The sequence below is a fragment of the Amycolatopsis sp. WAC 01416 genome (assembly GCF_003947485.1).
GTDB lineage: Bacteria > Actinomycetota > Actinomycetes > Mycobacteriales > Pseudonocardiaceae > Amycolatopsis.
On sequence record NZ_QHHX01000002.1, the window covers coordinates 463,965 to 484,091 of the forward strand.

General features: G+C 68.3%; 15 protein-coding genes. 7 read left to right on the forward strand and 8 right to left on the reverse strand.

The window, feature by feature from the left end; translation table 11 throughout:
* Positions 1-9 precede the first annotated feature (9 nt).
* The 7 genes from asnB (at position 10) to DL990_RS06540 (ending at position 10,757) form a co-directional block, all read left to right on the forward strand.
* Positions 10-1,905, forward strand: coding sequence for an asparagine synthase (glutamine-hydrolyzing) (gene asnB, locus DL990_RS06510; RefSeq protein ID WP_125788738.1), 1,896 nt, complete (start codon positions 10-12; stop codon positions 1,903-1,905).
* 7 nt (positions 1,906-1,912) lie between these two features.
* A complete protein-coding gene (locus DL990_RS06515) occupies positions 1,913-4,084 on the forward strand; it encodes a bi-domain-containing oxidoreductase (RefSeq protein ID WP_125798164.1) in 2,172 nt (723 codons plus the stop codon).
* Positions 4,084-6,030 carry an alginate lyase family protein gene (locus DL990_RS06520; protein WP_125798165.1) on the forward strand — a complete coding sequence of 649 codons (1,947 nt, stop codon included), beginning with the start codon at positions 4,084-4,086 and terminating at the stop codon, positions 6,028-6,030. The genes DL990_RS06515 and DL990_RS06520 overlap by 1 nt, the downstream gene beginning before the upstream one ends.
* Positions 6,027-7,550 (forward strand): right-handed parallel beta-helix repeat-containing protein, encoded by a 1,524-nt coding sequence (locus DL990_RS06525; RefSeq protein WP_125798166.1) that lies wholly within the window; start codon positions 6,027-6,029, stop codon positions 7,548-7,550. Before DL990_RS06520 ends, DL990_RS06525 begins: the two co-directional genes overlap by 4 nt.
* A 1-nt stretch (position 7,551) precedes the next feature.
* A complete protein-coding gene (locus DL990_RS06530; RefSeq protein ID WP_125798167.1) occupies positions 7,552-8,778 on the forward strand; it encodes an O-antigen ligase family protein in 1,227 nt (408 codons plus the stop codon).
* A 165-nt stretch (positions 8,779-8,943) separates the two neighbouring features.
* Positions 8,944-10,125 carry a glycosyltransferase family 4 protein gene (locus tag DL990_RS06535; protein WP_125798168.1) on the forward strand — a complete coding sequence of 394 codons (1,182 nt, stop codon included), beginning with the start codon at positions 8,944-8,946 and terminating at the stop codon, positions 10,123-10,125.
* Positions 10,122-10,757, forward strand: a complete 636-nt coding sequence (locus DL990_RS06540; RefSeq protein ID WP_125798169.1) for a phosphatase PAP2 family protein — start codon at positions 10,122-10,124, stop codon at positions 10,755-10,757. Before DL990_RS06535 ends, DL990_RS06540 begins: the two co-directional genes overlap by 4 nt.
* Here DL990_RS06540 and DL990_RS41450 read toward each other — a convergent pair.
* The 8 genes from DL990_RS41450 to DL990_RS06585 form a co-directional block, all read right to left on the reverse strand.
* A complete protein-coding gene (locus tag DL990_RS41450) occupies positions 10,741-11,640 on the reverse strand; it encodes a hypothetical protein (RefSeq protein WP_199746242.1) in 900 nt (299 codons plus the stop codon). The genes DL990_RS06540 and DL990_RS41450 overlap by 17 nt on opposite strands.
* 226 nt (positions 11,641-11,866) lie before the next feature.
* Positions 11,867-13,303, reverse strand: a complete 1,437-nt coding sequence (locus DL990_RS06555; RefSeq protein WP_125798170.1) for a right-handed parallel beta-helix repeat-containing protein — start codon at positions 13,301-13,303, stop codon at positions 11,867-11,869.
* A gap of 56 nt (positions 13,304-13,359) precedes the next feature.
* Positions 13,360-14,859, reverse strand: a complete 1,500-nt coding sequence (locus DL990_RS06560) for a right-handed parallel beta-helix repeat-containing protein (protein WP_233620408.1) — start codon at positions 14,857-14,859, stop codon at positions 13,360-13,362.
* A complete protein-coding gene (locus DL990_RS06565) occupies positions 14,856-16,172 on the reverse strand; it encodes a glutamate-1-semialdehyde 2,1-aminomutase (RefSeq protein WP_125798171.1) in 1,317 nt (438 codons plus the stop codon). The genes DL990_RS06560 and DL990_RS06565 overlap by 4 nt, the downstream gene beginning before the upstream one ends.
* Positions 16,173-16,176: 4 nt before the next feature.
* Complete coding sequence (locus DL990_RS06570) at positions 16,177-16,725, reverse strand: dTDP-4-dehydrorhamnose 3,5-epimerase family protein (RefSeq protein ID WP_125798172.1); 549 nt, start codon at positions 16,723-16,725, stop codon at positions 16,177-16,179.
* The gene (locus DL990_RS06575) at positions 16,722-17,909 is read right to left on the reverse strand and encodes a polysaccharide pyruvyl transferase family protein (protein ID WP_125798173.1); all 1,188 of its coding nucleotides are present in this window, start codon (positions 17,907-17,909) and stop codon (positions 16,722-16,724) included. The genes DL990_RS06570 and DL990_RS06575 overlap by 4 nt, the downstream gene beginning before the upstream one ends.
* Positions 17,906-18,856, reverse strand: a complete 951-nt coding sequence (locus tag DL990_RS06580; RefSeq protein WP_125798174.1) for a glycosyltransferase family 2 protein — start codon at positions 18,854-18,856, stop codon at positions 17,906-17,908. The genes DL990_RS06575 and DL990_RS06580 overlap by 4 nt, the downstream gene beginning before the upstream one ends.
* Positions 18,853-20,127, reverse strand: coding sequence for a hypothetical protein (locus tag DL990_RS06585; protein ID WP_125798175.1), 1,275 nt, complete (start codon positions 20,125-20,127; stop codon positions 18,853-18,855). The genes DL990_RS06580 and DL990_RS06585 overlap by 4 nt, the downstream gene beginning before the upstream one ends.

The following is a 20,127-nucleotide window of genomic DNA, read 5'->3' on the forward strand; positions in this document are numbered from 1 at the left end:
CGAAAGTAGATGTGCGGCATCGCAGGGGCCTACTTCTGGCCGGACGGGGGTCCGCTCACCGATCGGCTCACCAAGACCCTCGCCCATCGCGGACCGGACGGTTCCGGCCGGTACGACCACGGGGAAGTCCACTTAGGACACCGGAGGCTGTCGATCGTCGACCTGACCGAGACCGGCGCGCAGCCGATGGTCAAGGATGGGCTCGCGCTGACCTACAACGGCGAGCTGTACAACGCGCCGGAGCTGCGGAAAGAACTCGAAGCCGCCGGGGTGCGGTTCCGGGGGACGTCCGACACCGAGGTCCTGCTGGAGGCGTGGCGCAAGTGGGGCACCGACGGCCTGCACCGGCTTCGCGGCATGTTCGCCTTCGGTGTTTTCGACGAGCGTTCCGGCGCCTTGACCCTGGTGCGGGACCAGCTGGGCATCAAACCGCTGTTCCTGGTGCGCCGCGGCAAGGGGGTCACGTTCGCCTCGGAGCTGAAGGCGCTCGCCGCCGAACTCGGCGGGTCTCTGACGGTCGACGACACCGCGCTCGTCGCCTCCTTGCTCTATTACTGGGTTCCGGACGGCCGTTGCGCGTTTCGCGAGGCCGAAAAGCTGCCGCCGGGCAGCTGGGCGCGGTTCCGGCCGAACGGTGACGTCGAACGCGGCACGTTCTGGTCGCTGCGCCAGGTCGCCGAGGAAGGCGCCGCGTACGAGGGGGAATTCGATCTCAACGCTGTCATCGAGGACTCCACGCGCAAGCACCTGATGTCGGATGTGCCGGTCGCGACGTTCCTCTCCGGCGGGCTCGACTCCAGCTACCTGACCGCGATCGCCGCTCGTGAGCAGCCGGGGATCTCCGCGTACACCATCGGTTTCCGCGCCGAGGACGCGAAGTTCGAAGCGATGCCGGACGACCTGATGTACGCGAAGAAGGTCGCCGCTAAGTTCGGCGTCGATCTGCACGAGATCGAGATCGCGCCGCAGGTGCTCGATCTGCTGCCGCGGATGACGTACCACCTCGACGAGCCGATCGGTGATCCGGCGGCGATCAACAGCTACCTGATCTGCACCGCCGCCCGCGAAGCCGGGGTCAAGGTGATGCTGTCCGGCATGGGTGCCGACGAGCTGTTCGCCGGGTATCGCAAGCATCTCGCGAACAAGATCGCCGTGCGGTACCAGCGGGTTCCCGGCCTCGTGCGGCGGCCGGTGGAGTCCCTTGTGGACAGACTGCCGGTGGCGACGTCGAAGCGCGGATTCCGTTCGGTGCGGTTCGCCAAGCGGTTCCTGTCGTTCGCGGAACTGCCCGAGGAGACCGCGTTCCGGCGCAGCTACACGATGTACGACCAGGCCGAGCTCGTCGCGCTGCTGAACCCGGACCTCGCCGGCGCGGTGGACGACGTGATCACCGAACACGCGGACACCTATCACGACAACACGTTGACCGATTTCGTGAACCGCATGTGCCTCGCCGATTCGCGGCTGTTCCTGCCCGGGCTCAACCTCGCCTACACCGACCGGTCCAGTATGGCCGCGTCCACCGAGGTGCGGACGCCGTTCGTCGACATCGAGGTCGTGAAGGCCGCGTTCCGGATCCCCGGCGACAAGAAGATCGTGAAACGCCAAGGGAAGATGGCGCTGAAGGAAGCGGCGCTCTCGATCCTCCCCGCCGAGATCGTGCATCGGCCGAAGGGCCTGTTCAGCGCACCACTGCGGGCCTGGATGAGCCGCGACCTCGCGCCACTGGTGCGCGAGGTGACGAACGAAGGCGAATTGGTGAAGGCCGGGTTCCTCCGCCGCGAGGCCCTGCAACGGCTCGTCGACGAAGACGCGTCCGGGCAGCAGGACCGGTCCAAGCACCTCTGGCACATCTTGACCCTCGAGTACTGGTATCGCGGTGCCATCGCGGCCCGAAGCGCTTAGGAGCGACGTGAAGCAGGTAGTGCAGAACTACAAGAGCGGGGAGCTGGCGCTCCTCGACGTCGAAGTGCCCGCGTGCAAACCGGGGGGTGTGCTGGTCCGCACCGCCTATTCGCTGATCTCCACCGGTACCGAGATGATGAAGGTGTCCGAGGCGAGCCTTTCCCTGGTCGGCAAGGCGAAGGCGCGGCCGGATCAGGTCGCGAAGGTGATGCAGAGCGTCGCGACGAACGGCCTGAGCGCGACCTATCGCAAGGCGATGAACAAGCTCGACTCGTACACGCCGCTCGGGTACTCGCTGTGCGGAGTGGTCGAGGAGGTCGGCCCGGGCATCGACGACGTCGCCGTCGGGGATCTCGTGGCGTGCGCCGGAAACGAGCACGCGCTGCACGCGGAACTGAACTGGGTGCCCAAGAACCTCTACTCCAAGGTGCCGGACGGCGTCGACCCGCGGCACGCCGCGTTCGGCACGGTCGGCGCGATCGCGATGCAGGGCGTCCGACAGGGTGAACCGCAGATCGGCGACATCGCGCTGGTCATCGGCCTCGGCCTGATCGGCCAGCTGGTCGTGCAGCTGCTGGTCGCCTCCGGGGTCCGCGTGGTCGGCGTCGATCCGGATCCGACGCGATGCGCGATCGCCGAAGGGCTCGGCGCGCTCAACTGCGGAGACCCGGGCTCCGGCGTCGTCGACACCGCGGTCGCGGAGCTCAGCTCCGGGCACGGCGTCGACCAGGTGTACCTCGCCGCGGGCGGCAGCACGAACGAGCCGGTGGAGCTGGCCGCGAAGCTGGCCCGCGACCGCGGCCGGGTGATCGACATCGGCAAATGCTCGTTGAACCTGCCGTGGAACGCCTACTACGAAAAGGAACTCGACGTCCGGTTCTCCCGCTCGTACGGCCCCGGCCGCTACGACCCGGAGTACGAACTCGAGGGCCGTGACTATCCGATCGGCCAGGTCCGCTGGACCGAGCGCCGCAACCTGGAATGCGTCGTCGACCTGATGGGCCGCGGCCGTCTCGACGTCGAGCCGCTGATCTCGCACGTCTCGGACTTCTCCGACGCCGTCGAGACGTACCGGAAGCTGAACGAGGGCGAGCTCAAGGCCGTCGCCGTGCTGTTCGAGTACGACAAGCGCCCGGCGGGCCCGGCCGAGCAGGCCGTCACGGCGGTTTCCGTGCCGAAGCCGTCGGCGGTGCGCGCGTCGCCGAAGCCGGGCGGCGTGCGGATCGGGTTCATCGGCGCGGGCAACTACGCGTCTTCCATGCTCCTGCCGCATCTCGCGGAGATGGAGAAGGTCGACCTCGCCGAGGTCGTCACCACCTCCGCGCTCTCGGGCGCGAACGCCAAGCGCAAGTTCGGTTTCGGCCGCGCCACCACCGATCTCGACACGATGCTCGAAGACTCTTCGATCGACGCCGTGTTCATCGTGACCCGGCACAGCTCGCACGCCGAGCTGACCCGGCGCGCGCTGCTCGCGGGCAAGGCCGTCTTCGTCGAGAAGCCGCTCGCCCTGTCCGAAAAGGAACTCGAGATCGTGCTCGGCGCGATCGAGGAGTCCGGCAACGATCGGCTGCAGGTCGGCTTCAACCGCCGGTTCGCCCCGCTGCTGAACGAGTCGGTGCTCCACTTCGGGCCGCGGATCGGCCCGGCTTCCGTGCGGTACCTGGTCAACGCCGGGCAGCTCGATGCGAACAGCTGGTACAACCAGGCCGACAGCGAGGGCTCGCGGTTCGCCGGCGAGGGCGGGCACTTCATCGACACGGTCAGCTGGCTGCTCGGCGCCGACCCGGTCTCGGTGTACGCCACCGCGACGCCCGGCCACCAGGACCTGCAGATCCTGCTGCGTTACCCGGACGGCTCGACCGCGTCGATCGCGTACACCACGAGCGGTGCGGCATCGTTCCCCAAGGAGACGATCGACGTCACCACCGACGGCAAGGTGCTGAAGTTCGACGACTTCGCGCGCGCGTCGGTGTTCGGCCGCAAGAAGTGGGCCAGCTCGCGGATCCCCAAGGGCCGCGACAAGGGCCAGGCCGCCGAACTCGAAGCGTTCGTCAACGCGCTGACCACCGGGGTCGCGATGCCGGTCTCCGTCGACTCGCTCGTCGCGACGACGCTGGCCACGCTCGCGGTCAACCGCAGCCTGGAGACCGGGGCACCGGTGCGGATCGGACTCGGCTGATGGATCCCTCCTGGTACCTGCGGAGACTCTCGCGGATGGGGCCCGCCGAGATCGCGGGCCGCGTCACCGATGTCGTGCGCAAACGCCAGTGGCGCGGTGTCGCGAGTGAGAAGGCGGCTTGGCTGCCGGACCGGCGATTCGCGTCGGCGCCCGGCGACGAGGTCCTCGCCGCCGTCTCCGGCGAGGCGGTGAAGGACCTGCTCGTCAAGGCGGACAGGCTGATGGACGGGCGCGCCGAGTACTTCGGCGTCGAGCGGGACGACCTCGTCGACCCGGACTGGTCGTACGACCCGAAGACCGGTCGCCGCGCACCGTCCGATGTGTACTCCTTCGACATCCCTTACCGGAGCGAGGACGCGGTCGGCGACATCAAGCAGATCTGGGAGCCGTCGCGGCACCAGCATCTCACCGTGCTGGCCGCCGCGTACGCCCTGACCGGCGAGGATCGGTACGCCGAACGCGTGGCCGCGCACCTGAAGTCCTGGTGGGCGGCCAACCCGCCGATGCGCGGGGTGCACTGGGTCAGCGGTATCGAACTCGGCATCCGGCTGCTGTCGTGGGTGTGGGTCCGGCGGCTGCTCGACGGCTGGGCACAGGCCCCGGCGCTGTTCGAGGACAACCCGGTGGCGCTCAACCAGATCTGGCACCACCAGCGCTGGCTGGCCGCCTTCCCGAGCCGCGGTTCGTCGGCGAACAACCACGTGATCGCCGAGGACGCCGGACAGCTCGCCGCCGCCTGCGCGTTCGCCTGGTTCCCCGAATCCGCCCAGTGGCGGGACACTGCGCTGGCGTCGCTGGACAAGATGCTGCGGCACAACACTTTCGAGTCCGGTCTCAACCGCGAGCTCGCCACCGAGTACCACGGGCTCGTCCTGGAGCTTGGGCTCGCCGGGGCGCTGGAGGCGAAGGCCGCCGGTGTCGCGGTGCCGGAGTCGACCTGGCTCGTGCTGCTCCGGATGACCGACGCGCTCGCGTCCATAGTGGACAACCGGCTGCGGCCGCCGCGGCAAGGTGACGCCGACGACGGCTTCGGACTGATCGTCGACGGCGACGAGACGAGCCGCTGGGCGTCGCTCATCGACACCGGGTCTGTCCTTTTCGGACGGTTGGAATGGTGGCCGGAGACGCCGGGCGGCGATGTCCGCACGCCGCTCTTCTCCGCGCTGGCCAAGGACATCCAGGTCCGTTCGAAGCGTCCGGTGCGGCGGCGGGACGACTTCGCCGACGCAGGAATGACCATCCTGCGCGACGGAAGGATCTGGTGCCGCTGCGATGGCGGGCCGCACGGCTTCCTGTCCATCGCCGCGCACGCGCACGCGGACGCGCTTTCGGTGGAGGTCCGGCACGACGGTGTCGACATCCTCGCCGACCCCGGAACCTACTGCTACCACGGCGAACCGAAGTGGCGGTCGTACTTCCGGTCCACGGCGGGACACAACACGCTCGAACTCTCCCGTGCCGACCAGTCCGTCTCCGGCGGCCCGTTCCTGTGGACGAAACACGCCGTCACCACCGTGATCGCGGCGGGAACGCCGTCGCGCTGGAGCGCGGAACACGACGGCTACGCGCCGTCCGTCCACCGGCGTTCGGTGGAGCTGGAAGGCACCGAATTGCGGATTCTCGACGAGGTTCGCGGTGGCGAGGCACAGCACTGCCGTCTCGCGTTTCACCTAGGCCCGCTGGTCGAGGTCTCGCTTTCCGGCAGGACGGCGACGCTGTCCTGGACCGTCGACGGCGAGGCCCGGACGGCTTCGTTCGAGCTGCCGCCGGAACTGGACTGGTCGGCGCATCGCGGCGAGACCACCCCGCCGATGGGCTGGTATTCGGCGGGGTTCGGCCGTCGCGAGCCGTCGTGGACCCTGCTCGGCAGCGGAACCGTCGCCGACGGAGCCACGTTCACCGGCGTGCTCACCTTCGAACCAGGTAACGAGGATCCCCCATTGTGATCGCACGACCGCACCGCCTCCGCCGGGCAGCGCTTCTGGTGCTGCTCGGCCCGCTGGCGCTCACCGCCTGCACCACGCCTGCCGACGAGCCTGGACCGGATCCGGCCAAGGCGCCGTCCGGTTCGGTCGCGCAGGTGTGCGACAAGCTGCCGGAGGGCCCGGCGGAAGCGCCGGCGGGGGCGGTGAAGATCGACCCGGCGGTGCCGGGCGACCTTGCCGCGAAGACGCGGTCGAGCCCGGCCGGGACGACGTTCTGGCTGGCACCGGGGACGCACAAACTCGGCGACGACCGCTACGACCAGGTCAACCCGAAGCCGGGAAATGTGTACGTGGGTGGCCCGAAAGCCGTCCTCGACGGCCGGAAGATCAACCAGTACGCCTTCGCGGGCGACGCCGCAGACGTCAAGATCCGGAACCTGACCGTGCAGGGCTTCGCCGCGCCGCACGACGAAGGCGTGGTCAACCACGATTCCGCCGACGGGTGGGTCATCGAGCACAGCGCCGTCCAGGACAACGATGGCGCGGCGCTGATGGCGGGCGCGCGGCAGCAGGTCCGGGGCAACTGCCTGCGGCGCAACGGCCAGTACGGGATGAACGCCTACGCGCAGGACAGCGGCATCACCGGTCTCGTCGTCGAGGGCAACGAGATCACCGGCAACAACACCGGCGACTGGGAAAGCAAGATCGACGGCTGCGGCTGCTCCGGCGGGATCAAGTTCTGGGAGGTCGACGGCGCCGACGTCGTCGGCAACTGGGTGCACGACAACCGCGGCGTCGGGCTGTGGGCCGACACGAACAACAACGACTTCCGCATCGCGGGCAACGTCATCGAGAACAACGACGGCTCCGCGCTGATGTACGAGACCAGCTACAACGCCGTGATCAGCGGAAACACCATCCGCCGCAACAACTGGGTGGACGGCAAGCGCTACATCGACCGCGGCGACAGCTTCCCGGTGGCGTCGATCTACGTGTCCGAATCCGGCGGCGAGCCAAGGGTGAAGGCGCGCACGGACAAACTGGAGATCTCCGGGAACACGTTCGAGAACAACTGGAACGGCGTCACCCTGTGGGAGAACTCCGACCGGTTCTGCAACAGCCCGGCCAACACGTCGTCCGGCTCCTGCACGCGGCTCGTGCCCGAGCAGGCGAAATGCGCGCAGCCCGGGATCGCGGGCGGGCCGCTGAACGCCGACTGCCGTTGGAAGACCCAGCGCGTCGAGATCCACCACAACCGGTTCGTGCTCGACCCGGCCGTCGCCGGCTGCGAGGAGAGCTGCGCGCGGATGGCGATGCTCGCGAACTTCGGCACGTTCCCGGACTGGTCGCCGTACAAGGGCGAGGTCGTCCAGCACGCGATCACCTTCGCCCAGGGCAACCGGCTCTACGACAACACCTACTCCGGGCCGTGGAACTTCGTGGCGTTCGAGCCGAGCCGGGTGCTGGGCTTCGGCGAATGGCAGGGCGCGCCCTACAAGCAGGACCAGGGCAGCAAACTCACCCGTGCGGGAGGTGGCTGACATGCTCGATCCCGCGGTCCGGGCCGAACCGTCGATCCGCACGGGGATGCCCAAGGCGGTCGGCGTCGCGTGGACACTGCTGATCATCAACACCCTGGGCTCGACAGGGGCGAAGACGCTCCTCCCGTTGCCGCGATCGGTCAGCCAGCTGATCACCATGGGCGCGCTGGGTGCCGCGTTCGTGATCGCGCTCGCCCTGAACGCCCGGCTGCGGATCAGGCCGAGCGCGTATCTCTTCCTGCTCACCCTGCTGCTGGTGTTGAGCGTGGTCTCCAGCCTGAACCTGGAAGGCGGATTCGGCGCGCTGTTCCGCTGCTTCCGGTTCGCCCTCTTCCTGAGCACCCTGTGGCTGCTGACCCGCTGGTGGAACGGCGGTCTCGACCTCGTCCGCACGCATATCCGCGCCTACGGTGTGGTGCTGGTGACGGTGGTGATCGGGCTCGCGCTGGGCCCGGGCAACGCGATGCCGTTCGAGTACGGCGGACGGCTCACCGGGACGCTGTGGCCGCTGACGCCGCCGCAGGTCGGCCAGTACGCGGCCATCGTCATCGGGCTCACGGTGCTGTTGTGGCTCGGGGGGAAACTGGAGCGGAAGCACGCGCTGGTCGTCATCGTCCCGGCGTTCGGGATCCTGCTGCTGACCCACACCCGCACCGCGATGCTCGGCCTGGTGGCCGGGACCGTGGTGGCGCTGATGTCGCAGTGGATGTCCAGCGCCCGCGCCCGCAAGGTGTTCACCTGGCTCGTGTTCGGCGGCCTGTTCGCGGCGGTGGCCTTGGGCGGGTTGCTGCAGGCCTGGTTCCTGCGGGGCCAATCCGAGGAGAACTTCTCCAGTCTCACCGGCCGCGCGAAGGTGTGGGACGCGCTGCTCGACGCGCCGCGCACGACACTCGAGTACCTGTTCGGCGTCGGGCTGACCGACAAGTCCTTCGACGGGCTCCCGATCGACAGCAGCTGGCTCGCCGTCTACCACGAGCAGGGCTACGTCGGGATCGCGATCGTGGCCGCGTTCATGCTCGTGCTGGTCGTGGTCGCGGTGCTGCGGCCGCCGTCCCCGGCCAGGGCGTGCGCGATCTTCCTGATCACGTACTGTCTTTCCGCCTCCTACACCGAGGCGGGCCTCGGCGACGCGTCGCCGTACCTGCTGCACCTGGCCCTGGCCGCGTCGCTGCTGGTGCGTGCGCCCGCCGAAGAACCAGAGTTCGTCAAGGATGATAGGCGGAGCTGAAGATGTGCCGCGAAGAGAGACCACACGCGTGAACCCGCCCGGCCGAAGGCCTCCGCTATCGCGGTGGCAGGGCGCCATGCCCGCCACCGTGAGGTGGATGACCGGGCAGCGTCCTGCCGACGTCGATCGCGGCCGCGGGTTCACCACAGATGTCAAGGAGCGCGCGTGAAGGTCCTCGTGATCCACAATCGCTACCGATCCGAGCAGCCGAGCGGTGAGAACACCGTCGTCGACCAGGAGACCGCGTTGCTGGCCGAGGCAGGGCACGAGGTCGGCCTGTTCGAGCGGCGCAGCGACGACATCGCGGAGATGTCGTTGCCGCGCAAGGCCGTCGTCCCGCTGCAGGTGCCGTGGAACCGGGCCGTGCGCGCGGAACTGGCGCGGCGCCTCGCCGACGACCGGCCGGACGTCGTCCACATCCACAACACGTTCCCGCTGCTGTCGCCATCGGTGCTGGCCGCCTGCGCCGAGGCGAAGGTCCCGACCGTCGCGACCGTGCACAACTACACGCTGATCTGCCCTCCCGGCACGCTGTACCGCGAGGGCTACATCTGCACCGATTGCGTGGGCCGCAAGCCGATCCCGGCGGTGCGGCACGGGTGTTACCGCGGTTCGGCGCTGGCCACCGTGCCGATGGCGGCGAGCATGATGCTGAACCGCAACCGCTGGTGGTCCGGTGTCACGCGGTTCTTCTGCATCTCGAAGGCGCAGCGCGAGATCCTGATCGCCGCCGGGATGCCCGCCGAGCGGCTCGCGGTGAAGTACAACTACGTCACCGATCCGGGCAAGACGCGCAAGGGCGCGGGGGAGCACCTGCTGTTCCTCGGCCGGATCACCGAGGAAAAGGGCATCGGCCTGCTGATGAAGGCGTGGGACCGGCTCGCCGCCGCGGGCGGTTCGCTGCCGCCGCTGGTGATCGCCGGCACCGGCCCGATGCAGGACGAGGTCGCGCGCTGGGCACACGGCCGCGACGACGTCCGCTACCTCGGGCTTCAGTCCAAAGAGGAGTGTCGGGACCTGATCGTCCGCTCGAACGCCGTCGTCGCCCCGTCGGAATGGCTGGAGGCGTTCGGCCTGGTCGTGGTCGAGGCGATGGCCGCCGGCGTCCCGACCGTCGCCGCGGCCCACGGTGCCTTCCGCGAGCTGGTGGAGGAGGGTGTCACCGGCCTGCTGCACGAACCCGGGGACGCCGCATCGCTCGCGGCGCGGCTGCGGGAGATCGTCGGCGACGCCGAACGGAACCAGGAAATGGGCTGGGCCGCACGGTTGGTGTACGAACAGGAGTTCACCCCGAAGATCGGCCTCGAACGGCTCGTCGGCGGCTACCAGGCAGCGATCGACGCGTGATCACCGGTCCGCCCGCGCTCCCGCCGCGGGCGCGGATCCCGCTCTGGACGCTCGGCGCCTTCGGTTTCGTCGTCGCGCTCGTCCTCGGCGTCCGCTACGCCGGGACTTCCCACACCGCCGGCCTCGACGCCCTGGTGTTGCCGGTGGTCGACCGGGTCCAAGGCCCGCTCTGGTACCTGGCGACCGTCATTGACTTCGCGGGCGAACCGGTGGGCGCGATCGTGGTGATCGCGCTGTTCGGCTGGGTGTGCGTGCGGCACCGGCGGCCGCGGACGGCGATCCTGCTGGTGGTCGCCTCCGGGGTGACAGTGGCGCTGACCACCGCCCTGAAACCCCTGACCGGCAGGCTGATCCACGGCGAGTTCCTCTCCTATCCCAGCGGGCACACGGCCTTCGCGGTCACGGTCGCGACCGTCGTCGCGCTGCTCGTGATCGATGTGCCGCAGCTCGGCGCCGCAGCCGGGGCTTGGGTGCTGGTGGGGTTGGTCGCGTTCTCGGGGCTCGCGATGGGGTGGGCGGAGGTGGCGCTGGGGGCGCACTATCCGACGGACACCTTCGGGGGTTTCGGGGTCGCTGTCGCGGTGGTGCCGATGGTGGCGTGGGCGGTGGACCGGCTCACGCGGCGGGCTTGAGCACGACGTTTGGCCGGGGGCGGGCTTGCGCTGCCCGGAACGCGGCACGCAACTCGCGCTGGACCTCGTCCGGCTCGGTGCGCAGGCGGGACGGCAGCGTCTGCAACACGACGATCCCCGCGGCGGCGTACCGGGCGTTGCGCGCGACGGTGGCGCGATGGCCGTCGGGGCCGGCGTGGTGGCGGAACGAATCGATCTCCCAGGCGAAGGCGACCTCGTCGCACCAGAAGTCCGGGGTGGCGAGGTAGTTCCCGTTCGCGTCGAAGATCGGGACATTCCAGCGACCCGGTGGAAGACCGGATCTTCGCCAGAGACGCCATGCGTCGGCCTCGGCGACGGATCTCGCTCCGGCCAGGAGCGGGACGAGGGCCTTCCTGGGCAGGGCCGTTCCGTTTCGGCCCGCTTGGTCGAGTTCGCGGGTGAGCATGTCGGTGGTGCAGAAGCGGCGTTGGACGGACTCGGCCATCATCGCCTGGATCTCGTCTTCGCCGGTGAGCCTGCGGGCGGCGTCGATGACGGCTCGGGGGACGGGAGCCACGGGGAGGCCGCTGCGCAGATGAGGGCGCGGTAGTCGTGTGGTGCGCTCGACGTGCACGAACCCGACGCCGGCCACCCCTCGATTCGCCGGGATGAGCACATGGACTTCCTCCTGTCGAGGAACCCTTTCCAAGCCATGGCGGCGGAGTGCCCACGTGCCGGTGAGCACCGCGTCTTGTCCGGCATGGAGTAACCCGGCGCGGACGCGATGCTCGTCTGTCGGCGTACCGCTGCTCAGCAACACGATTCCGGGCAGCAGCTTTCGCCAAGGGCCGCCTTCCGCACATCGACGGGAGATGGTCCGGCGCGGCACGCCGATCTGTTCGAGATCGACTGCGCGGATCACCTCCGGACGGTCCGGAGCGGTGAGTAGGGCGCTCGTTGGCCAGGTTCCTCGTCGCACTGGATCATGATGCGACGGGGTACCGACAATTTTCGCTCTTCGATCGCATGAAAGTACCTTTCATGAAAAACGAGAGGCGACGATGTAGGAATTGGGACACTCAACGTCCCAATTCCTACATCGTCGCTGCAGCGACGCACCCGAGAACCCGAGCGCCGCCCGAGCAACCTCAGCACCCACCATCCCCAAAAGAGCTGCAAGCATCCTGCGAGTAAGGAGCTCCCTGCCACCCCGAAACCCCCACGGTCCGCGAAGTGTCCTGAACGACGAACCGCCACCCACCCGAATAAGCGTTGTCGTACCACCGATTCCCCTGCCGGAAGGTCACCGCGTCCGAAACGGAGGTTCCCCGGTAAGGCGACCAGTCCGGATAGGTCCCGAAGTTCGCCAGCAGCGCCATCCGCCCGCAAAAGCCCGAGCAAGCGGACCCGTGGGAGAACTTGTTGCCGTGGATGGAAACCCGCTGTGTCTTCCACCGGCAATCGTCGTACAACGGCGGCGAAGAGATCCCTGGGGCGGAGCAGGAAGAGACCGAAGGAACGAGAAGTGTGCACGAGCCGGAGGACGTGTTCGCCGGGCTGTTGCAGAAGCGGTCCGCGTTCTCCCACAGGGTGATTCCGGCCCAGTTGTCCTCGAAGACGTTGTCGACGATCTCCACCGAAGAGGTCCGCGCGCGAACGCGTGGTTCTCCGCCGGACTCGGAAAGGTAGATCGTCCCGACCGGGAAGTTGTCGCCTCGCGCGGCGAAAGCGCGCCCTTGCACGAGGGTGTTGCGCCGGAAGGTGTTCCCGCGGACCACGGCGTTGTAGGAGATCTCGTAGAACAACGCCTCCGCCTCGTTGTCCTCGATCAGGTTGTCCTCGATGAGGAAGTCGTTGTTGTTCGTGTCCGCCCACAGGCCGGCGCCGTGGTTGTGGTGGACCCAGTTGCCGCGGATGTCGGCGCCGTTCACGGCCCAGAACTTCGCGCCGCCGGTGCAGCCGCAGCCGGGTTCCTTCGTCTCCCAGTCGTCGGTGTTGTTGCCGGTGATCTCGTTGTCCTCGACGAGCAGTCCGGTGATCCCGTCGCCCGCCCGGTAGGCGTTGATGCCGTACTGCCCGTTGTTCCGGAGGCAGTTCCGCAGCACCTTCTGACCTGGTCCCGCCATCATCGCGGCGCCCCGGTTGTCCTCGATGGTGTTGCCTTCGATGGTCCAGCGTTCGCCGGAGTCGTGGTTGACCACGCCCTGATCGCGCGGCGCCGCGAAACCGCGGATCGTGAGGCCGCGGATGACGACGTCGCGCGCCTGTTGGGTGAACGCGTAGCGGTTGACGCCGCCGCCGTCCAGGACGGCGCCGGGCGCGCCGAGGTAGGCGTTGCCGTCCTTCGGGATGATCTGGCCGAATTCGTCCGGGCCCAGGGTGTGCTTGCCGTCGGTGAGCCAGAACGTCGTACCGGACGGGAGTTCGCGCGTCTTCGCGGAGAGATCGGTTCCCGGGGAGACGACCACGGCGTCGGCCGGCTTTCCCTGGCTCACCGGTCCCGCGGCGCAGGCCGCGACAGGAGCCGCCGAAGCCGGGACGACTCCTGTCGCGATCAGCATCAGAACAACCAGGAACGCGGGCATAAGGGCAACGGTAGGCCAGTATGGACCGTCCCAGATGGACACTTACAGGTGAAACTTCAGCAGGTCGTCGCCTCTCCGAAACCACTGCAAACGTCCTGCCGGTAGGGCTCGGCCCGCCATTGCGCCGCGGTCAGCTTCCGTGACGTGTCGTGGGCGACGAACGTCCATGGCCCGTAGTACTGGTTGTCGTACCACCGGTTGTCCTGCCGGAAGGTGATCGCCTCCGAAACCACGGCGGCCCGGTACGGCGACCAGGCAGGAAAGGTCCCGTAGTTCGAGAGCACCGCCATCCGCCCGCAGAGGCCGAGGCAGCCTTCCATCGACGAATCGAACTCGAACGTGTTCTCGTGCACCGAAACGCGCTGGGTCTTCCAGCGGCAGTCGCCGTACAGCGGTTCGGTCTTGATGCCCGGATCGGAGCAGGCCGACGTCGGTGACACCAAAGCGGTACAGGACAGCGTCGACGTGTTGGCGGGGCTGTTGCAGAAGCGGTCGGCGTTCTCCCACAGCGTGATCCCCGACCAGTTGTCGGAGAACATGTTGCCCCGGATGTCGATCAGGCTGGTCCGGGCGGGCAGTCTCGGCTCGCCGCCGGATTCGCTGAGGTACACCGCCGCGACCGGGAAGTCGTCGCCCTTCGCGGCCCGGTTTCGTCCTTGCACCAACGCGTTCCGGTTGAAGGTGTTCCCGATCAGCTCCAGGTTGTAGGAGATCTCGTAGAACAGCCCCTCGGACGCGTTGTCCTCGATCAGGTTGTCCTGGATGAGGAAGTCGTTGTTGTTCGTGTCGGCCCAGAGCCCGACACCGTGGTTGTGGTGGACCCAGTTGCCGACGACGTCGGCCCCGTTCACGGCCCAGAACTTCGCGCCGCCGCTGCAACCGCAGCCCGGGATCCTGGTCTCCCAATCGCCGGTGTTGTTCCCGGTGATCTCGTTGCCCTCGATCACCAGATCGGTCAGCCCGCCGCCGAAACGGTAGGCGTTGATGCCGTACTGGCCGTTGTTCCGCAGGCAGTTCCCGATCACCCGCTGGCCCGCCCCGGTCATCATCCCGGCGCCGTCGTTGTCCTCGATGACGTTGCCCTCGATGGTCCAGCGTTCGCCGGAGTCGTGGTTGACCACGCCCTGGTCCCGTTCGGCGACGAAACCGCGGATGGTCAGCCCGCGGATCACCACGTCCTTGGCCGGCGTGGTGAAGGCCGCGCGGTTGATCCCGCGTCCGTCGAGCACGGCGCCGGGTGCGCCGAGGTAGACGTTGCCGTCCTTGGGCATCACCTGGCCGAACTGGTCGGAACTCAGCGTATGCGTGCCCGGTGCCAGCCAGAACGTGCTCCCCGGCTGGCTGAACCGGGTCTTGTCGGTCAGATCGGTGCCCGGTTCGACGATCTGGGCGCCTTCCGGGGCGGACGGGACGCCGACGGTCGTGCCGCACGCCCCTCGAGCCGGCTCTTCGGTTGCCTCCGCTGTGGATTCAACGGCGACCTGGAGCAGTAACACCGACAGCGCCACGCAAAGCGTGCGCGAGCCGGCCGAGCGATCCGCGATCCTTGAACTCATACCCTTCTCCGAAAAACCGGCTTCACCGGACGGCCACCCAGCCACGGCGCCGGATCTTCCGCGTCGAGCGCTTTGCGGTACACGAGGCAGGCCTGCGAGACCACTTCGACCGTCCGGTCGATGTCTTCTTCGGACAACGCGCTGCTGACCACGAACGACGGTCCGAGGACCCCGCCGGTGACCAGTTGCCGCAGGAACAACGTTCGGTAGTCCTGCGACGGTTTCTTCTCGGCGTCGAGCGTGCCGAAGACGAGGTTGCTCGCCCGGCCGCGCACGACGACGTGTTCCTCGACCCCCGCCGAGGCCGCGACTTCGCGGACCCCGGCGGCGAGCCGGTCGCCGAGCGCGTGCAGCCGCGCGGCGATGCCTTCTTCGGTGTAGGTCTCCATGACCGCGATGGCGGCGGCCAGCGAATGCGTTTCGGCGCCGTGCGTGGTGGACAGCAGGAAGACGCGCTCCTTGGCGGTGCGCAGTCCGCCGAGTTCCATCAGTTCCCGTTTGCCCGCGAGCGCCGAGACGGCGAACCCGTTCCCGAGCGCTTTGCCGAACGTCGAGAGGTCCGGCGTGACACCGTAGAAACCTTGCGCTCCCGCTTCCGACCAGCGGAAACCGGTGATCATCTCGTCGAAGACCAGGACGCAGCCGTATCGGTCGGCGAGTTCCCGCAGGCCGACGAGGTATCCGGCGGGCGGTTCGAGCTGGGTGGACGCTTCCAGGATGAGGCAGGCGACCTGGCCGGCGTGCTCCTGCAGCAGCCGTTCGGTCGCCGGGAGGTCGCCGTAGGGGAACGACACGGTCAGGTCGGTGATCCCGGCCGGGATGCCCGACGACATCGGCGTGGTGCCGATGAACCAGTCGTCGATGGAGAAGAACGCGTGGTCGCGGCAGATCGCCACCAGCGGCCTGCCGGTGGCCGCCCTGGCGAGTTTGACCGCGGCCGTGGTGGCGTCCGAGCCGTTCTTCGCGAACTTGACCATCTCCGCGGTGGGAACGGTTTCGAGGAACTTCGTCGCCGCCCGTTCCTCCACAATGGATGGACGGGCGAAGTTGGCGCCCCGGTCGATCTCGCGGTGGGCCGCTTCGCTGACTCGCGGATGCACGTGCCCGAGGCTGACCGCGCGCAGCCCCGAGCCGTACTCGATGTATTCGTTCCCGTCGACGTCCCAGACGTGCGCGCCGAGCCCGTGCGAGATGACCGGCGCCAGATTCTCCGGGTACTGGTCGTCCCCCTTGGCGTAGGTGTGCGCGCCGCCGGGGATCATCGCGTGGAGGCGCTCGTTGGCCCGCATGGATCGGGGAAGACGACGGGTCATGATCTCACCTCGTGTTCTGTAGGACCGCGGAAAGCGGGAGCGCGGATCGGTCCCGCTCCGACATCAGCGCCGCCGGAAGCGGCCACGGGATCGCCAGTTCCGGGTCGTCGTGGGCGATCGCGACGTCCTCGGCCGGGTCGTGCGCGCGGTCGATCCGGTAGGAGACGTCGGCGTACTCGGTGAGCGCCTGGAACCCGTGCGCGCACCCCGCCGGGATGTACAGCGAGACCTGGGTCTCCCCGGACAGTTCGAACGTCTCCTTGCCGAGGTACGTCGGCGAATCCGGCCTCAGGTCGACGACGACGTCGAAGACGGCGCCCCACGAGCACCGGACCAGCTTCGCCTCACCGAGACCCGAGCGCAGGTGCATCCCGCGCAGCACTCCCTTGCGGGACCGGGAAACGCTGTCCTGGAGGAACCCGTTCGGGTCGATTCCCACCGACCGGACGACGTCCGCGTCGAACGTGCGGCTGAAGAAACCGCGTTCGTCGGCGTGCGGCGTCGGCTCGAACAGGTACGCGCCCGCGATGGCGGGCACCGGGATCGCTTTCATCGGACTCCCATCGGCAGGAGGGCGGCCGACAGTTCGGCGAACTGCTGTTCCAGCAGCCGTGTCTGCTCCGCGCCTAGTTTCGCGACGATCTCGGTCAGTTCGCCCGCCCGCGACTCGAGTTCGGCGAACTGGCGGACCAGTGCGTCGAAGTCGATCTCCTTGGCGGACTGACAGAACTCCCCGAGTCCCATCGTGGTCATGAGGATGTCGTTCTTGCGGGCGTACCCGACGGACAACGTCGGCTTCGCCAGCTTCAGCGCGCACAGGACGTTGTGGTACCGGGTGGCGACGACGACCTCGACCGCGGACATCGCCCGCAGCACGTCGTCCAAAGTGGACGTATCGGCGGCGGTGATCAGCGGGGATTCCAGTTCCCGCATGATCTCGTCGACGACCTGCGTGTCGGCCCGGTCGCCGATGAACAACCGCACCGGCCTGCCGTCGGCGATCAACCTGGCGACGAACCGGGTCATCTTGTCCACATAGGACTCGTAGATCTCGTCGGCACGGGCCCGGTCGTCGTTCCCGCCGCGATAGGCCATCACCCCGACCCCGACCGAGCGGGGCAGCACCGGGTCCGACGCCGCGGAGAGGGCGAACGCGAGATCGGGGTAGACGCGGTCGTTCGTGACGTCTACGCCCATCGTGCGCATCGCCTCCCGTGACGGTTCGTCCCGGTAGGACCGGAACGCCGCCAGCCGCGCGGCCCGGCCGATGATCGACCGGGTGACCCGGTGGCCGCTCACGTTGGCGCCGACGCTCACCAGCGCGACCTTGGTGCCGACCAGCCGCCCGGACGCCGACAGCAGCAGCAAGGCGTACGGAAAACCCCAAGGGCGCAAGGGAAGCGTGGACTCGAGCACACCCATCCCCGGCACGATCACCACGTCCTGGCGCCGCACCCACGCCGCCGTGCGGAAGATGTCGACGAGCTTGCCGAAGCCCTTCATGGCGATGGACACCGGTCCCGAAGCCGTCCGGTACTCACCCTGGTACCAGTTCAACGCGGTCGTCTCGAGGTCGTAGCGCGACGCGACGATTTCCGGACCGCCGCACATCACGCTGAGCGCGGCGTCCGGATGCTCCGTCCGCAAATACCCGAGAACCGCCTCGAAGGAACCGTCGTTGCCGAGGTTCCCTGATCCGAGGAGTCCGAACAGCCCGATTCTCACGGGCGGGCTCAAGGGACTCGTCCCTCCTGGCCGGCGACGACCGAGGCCACGGACACCTCGCGCGGGCCGAGTTCGGCCTCGGCCTGCACCGGCATCCGGCCCATGGCCGGGTTCCCCGCCCGGTTCAGCATCCATTGCCGCAGGTAGCGGAAGCATTCGCGCTTCTCCGCCCCGGAGATCGGCGCGTTGCGGATCGCGTTGACGTAGCCGAGGACGTACTCGCCGAGCAGCCGGATCATCGGGTGACGCAACTTGTCCGCGCGCTTCGGGTCCAGGTTGGTGGCGCGCTTGCGCACGGTCGGGTACTCGTGTTCGGAGCGGCCAGGGTGGTCGCGGCGGAAGTACAGCCAGTCCGGCACCTGGTGGAACGGGCCGTGCAGCGCCAGTTCCGAGATGATCGTGCGGTCCGCGTGGTGGTAGCTGTCCAGCGGCGCGACGCGGCGCAGCACCTCGGTGCGGATGACCGCGCCGTCGTCGTCCCCGCCCGGTGCGAACAGCGTGCTGCGGAAGCGTTCCGCGGCGTGCGGCGAAACCGTGTTGAGCGGGTACTCCAGCGCCTGCGTGACGACGGCCTTCTCGTCGATCATCGCCGTCCACGAATGCGAGAGCACGAACTCGGGGTGCTCGTCGAGCGCCTCGACACAGCGTTCCAGCAGGTCACGCGCGTAGAGGTCGTCGTCGGATGCCCATTTGAACAGCTCGCCGCGGGCGACGTCGACGCAGTAGTTGTGGTTGGGCGCGCAGCCGATGTTCACCGGTTGGCGCACATACCGAACGCGGGAATCCAGCTTCGCGTACTCACGGCTGATCTCTTCGGTGCGGTCCGTGGACGCGTTGTCCGAGATGATCAGCTCGAAGTTCTCGTAGCTTTGGCCGAGGAGTGCGTCCAGCGATTCGGCGAGGTAGTCCTCGCCGTTGTAGACCGGGAGCCCGATGCTCAACCGAGGAGCGGTGCTCATGACGTCCTCATTTCTTCCTTCTCCGAAGTCAGATGCTCTTTGAGAGCGGTGTGCAGCTGGAGCCACCACACCGCCGATCCGCTGGTGATCGCCAACGCGACTCCCCAAGCGGATCCGGACGCCCCGGCCAAGAAGGCGCCGATGAGCCCTAAGCCGACATAGCCGGCGGAGTTGATCAGCTGGGCGCGAAGGCTCCTTTTCGCAGCGCCGAGCGCACGCAATCCGGCGGCCGCCCCGGTGTTGAATCCGGCCGCGGCGATACCGATGGTCACCGGGAGGATCAATTCCGAAGCGGGATCCCAGACGTCGCCGAGCACGAACCGGCCGGCGTCGTCGGGTACCAGAAGCAGGGCGAGACCCCAGATCAGGGCCGCGACCGCCTGGCCCGCGCCGAGAACGGCGCAGAAGCGGCGAAGGCGATGCGGGGCCCGTTGGAGCACCCGTGCGCTTTCGGCCACCGTGACCAGGGAAAGTCCCATCAGAAGGGCGAAGAACGGGCCGAGCAGCAGTTCGGCGCCGCGTACCGCGCCGACGCTCGCCAGCCCGGCGATCGCGCCGAGGCCGTACATCCGCAGTTGCGTCGAACCGGCGTTGCTGACGTTCTCGACCACGTACCGGGCGCCGAGGTCGCGGTGCCGTTTGAGCCATTCGAGCGTGCCGCGCGGATCCGGCCGGACGCCGGACTGCAAGCAGCCGTATCCGGCGGCGACCGCCCCGGAGAGACCCCACGCCAGGATGAACGCGACGACCGTGTCGAACCATTGGTGCGCGATGAACAGCGCGGGGATCAGGGCGATGCCCCAGACGACGTCGTTGACGAACGCCTTCTTCCCATGCCCCGCGGCGAAGAAGGTGAACCGCCAGGCGTCCTGAAGCAGCAACGTGGGGATGACCACGCCGAGCGCGATGAACGCCCCGCCGATGGGACCACTCACCACGAGGCCGGCGACCACACTGATGGCACCGGCGACGACACCCGCGGAGAGCGCCGTCCCGGTCGCCTTCGCGGTCGCGGCCCGCCAGGATTCGGTGGACACCCCGGAGAACCGCACCATCAGCGGATCCGTCGTCAGTCCGCGCGAAAGGTTGAGCACCACGCCGTAGCTGACCCAAGCGAGGCTGAACATGCCGAAGGCGAACGTGCCGAGTGAGCGCGCCACGAACAGCCCGACCACGAAGTTGGTGATACTGGAGACGGCCTGGTCGCCGAGGCCCCAGCTGAGCCGTCCGGCCATCGCCCGGACGGCTGGGGAACGCAGAAGTGATCGCAT

Excerpts from the sequence above, each read along its gene's own strand:
- DL990_RS06555 (WP_125798170.1), bottom strand. The coding sequence starts at position 13,303 with ATGCCCGCGTTCCTGGTTGTTCTGATGCTGATCGCGACAGGAGTCGTC.
- DL990_RS06520 (WP_125798165.1), top strand. The coding sequence starts at position 4,084 with ATGGATCCCTCCTGGTACCTGCGGAGACTCTCGCGGATGGGGCCCGCC.
- DL990_RS06530 (WP_125798167.1), top strand. The coding sequence starts at position 7,552 with ATGCTCGATCCCGCGGTCCGGGCCGAACCGTCGATCCGCACGGGGATG.
- DL990_RS06565 (WP_125798171.1), bottom strand. The coding sequence starts at position 16,172 with ATGACCCGTCGTCTTCCCCGATCCATGCGGGCCAACGAGCGCCTCCAC.
- DL990_RS06560 (WP_233620408.1), bottom strand. The coding sequence starts at position 14,859 with ATGAGTTCAAGGATCGCGGATCGCTCGGCCGGCTCGCGCACGCTTTGC.
- DL990_RS06570 (WP_125798172.1), bottom strand. The coding sequence starts at position 16,725 with ATGAAAGCGATCCCGGTGCCCGCCATCGCGGGCGCGTACCTGTTCGAG.
- DL990_RS06580 (WP_125798174.1), bottom strand. The coding sequence starts at position 18,856 with ATGAGCACCGCTCCTCGGTTGAGCATCGGGCTCCCGGTCTACAACGGC.
- asnB (WP_125788738.1), top strand. The coding sequence starts at position 10 with ATGTGCGGCATCGCAGGGGCCTACTTCTGGCCGGACGGGGGTCCGCTC.
- DL990_RS06585 (WP_125798175.1), bottom strand. The coding sequence starts at position 20,127 with ATGCGATCACTTCTGCGTTCCCCAGCCGTCCGGGCGATGGCCGGACGG.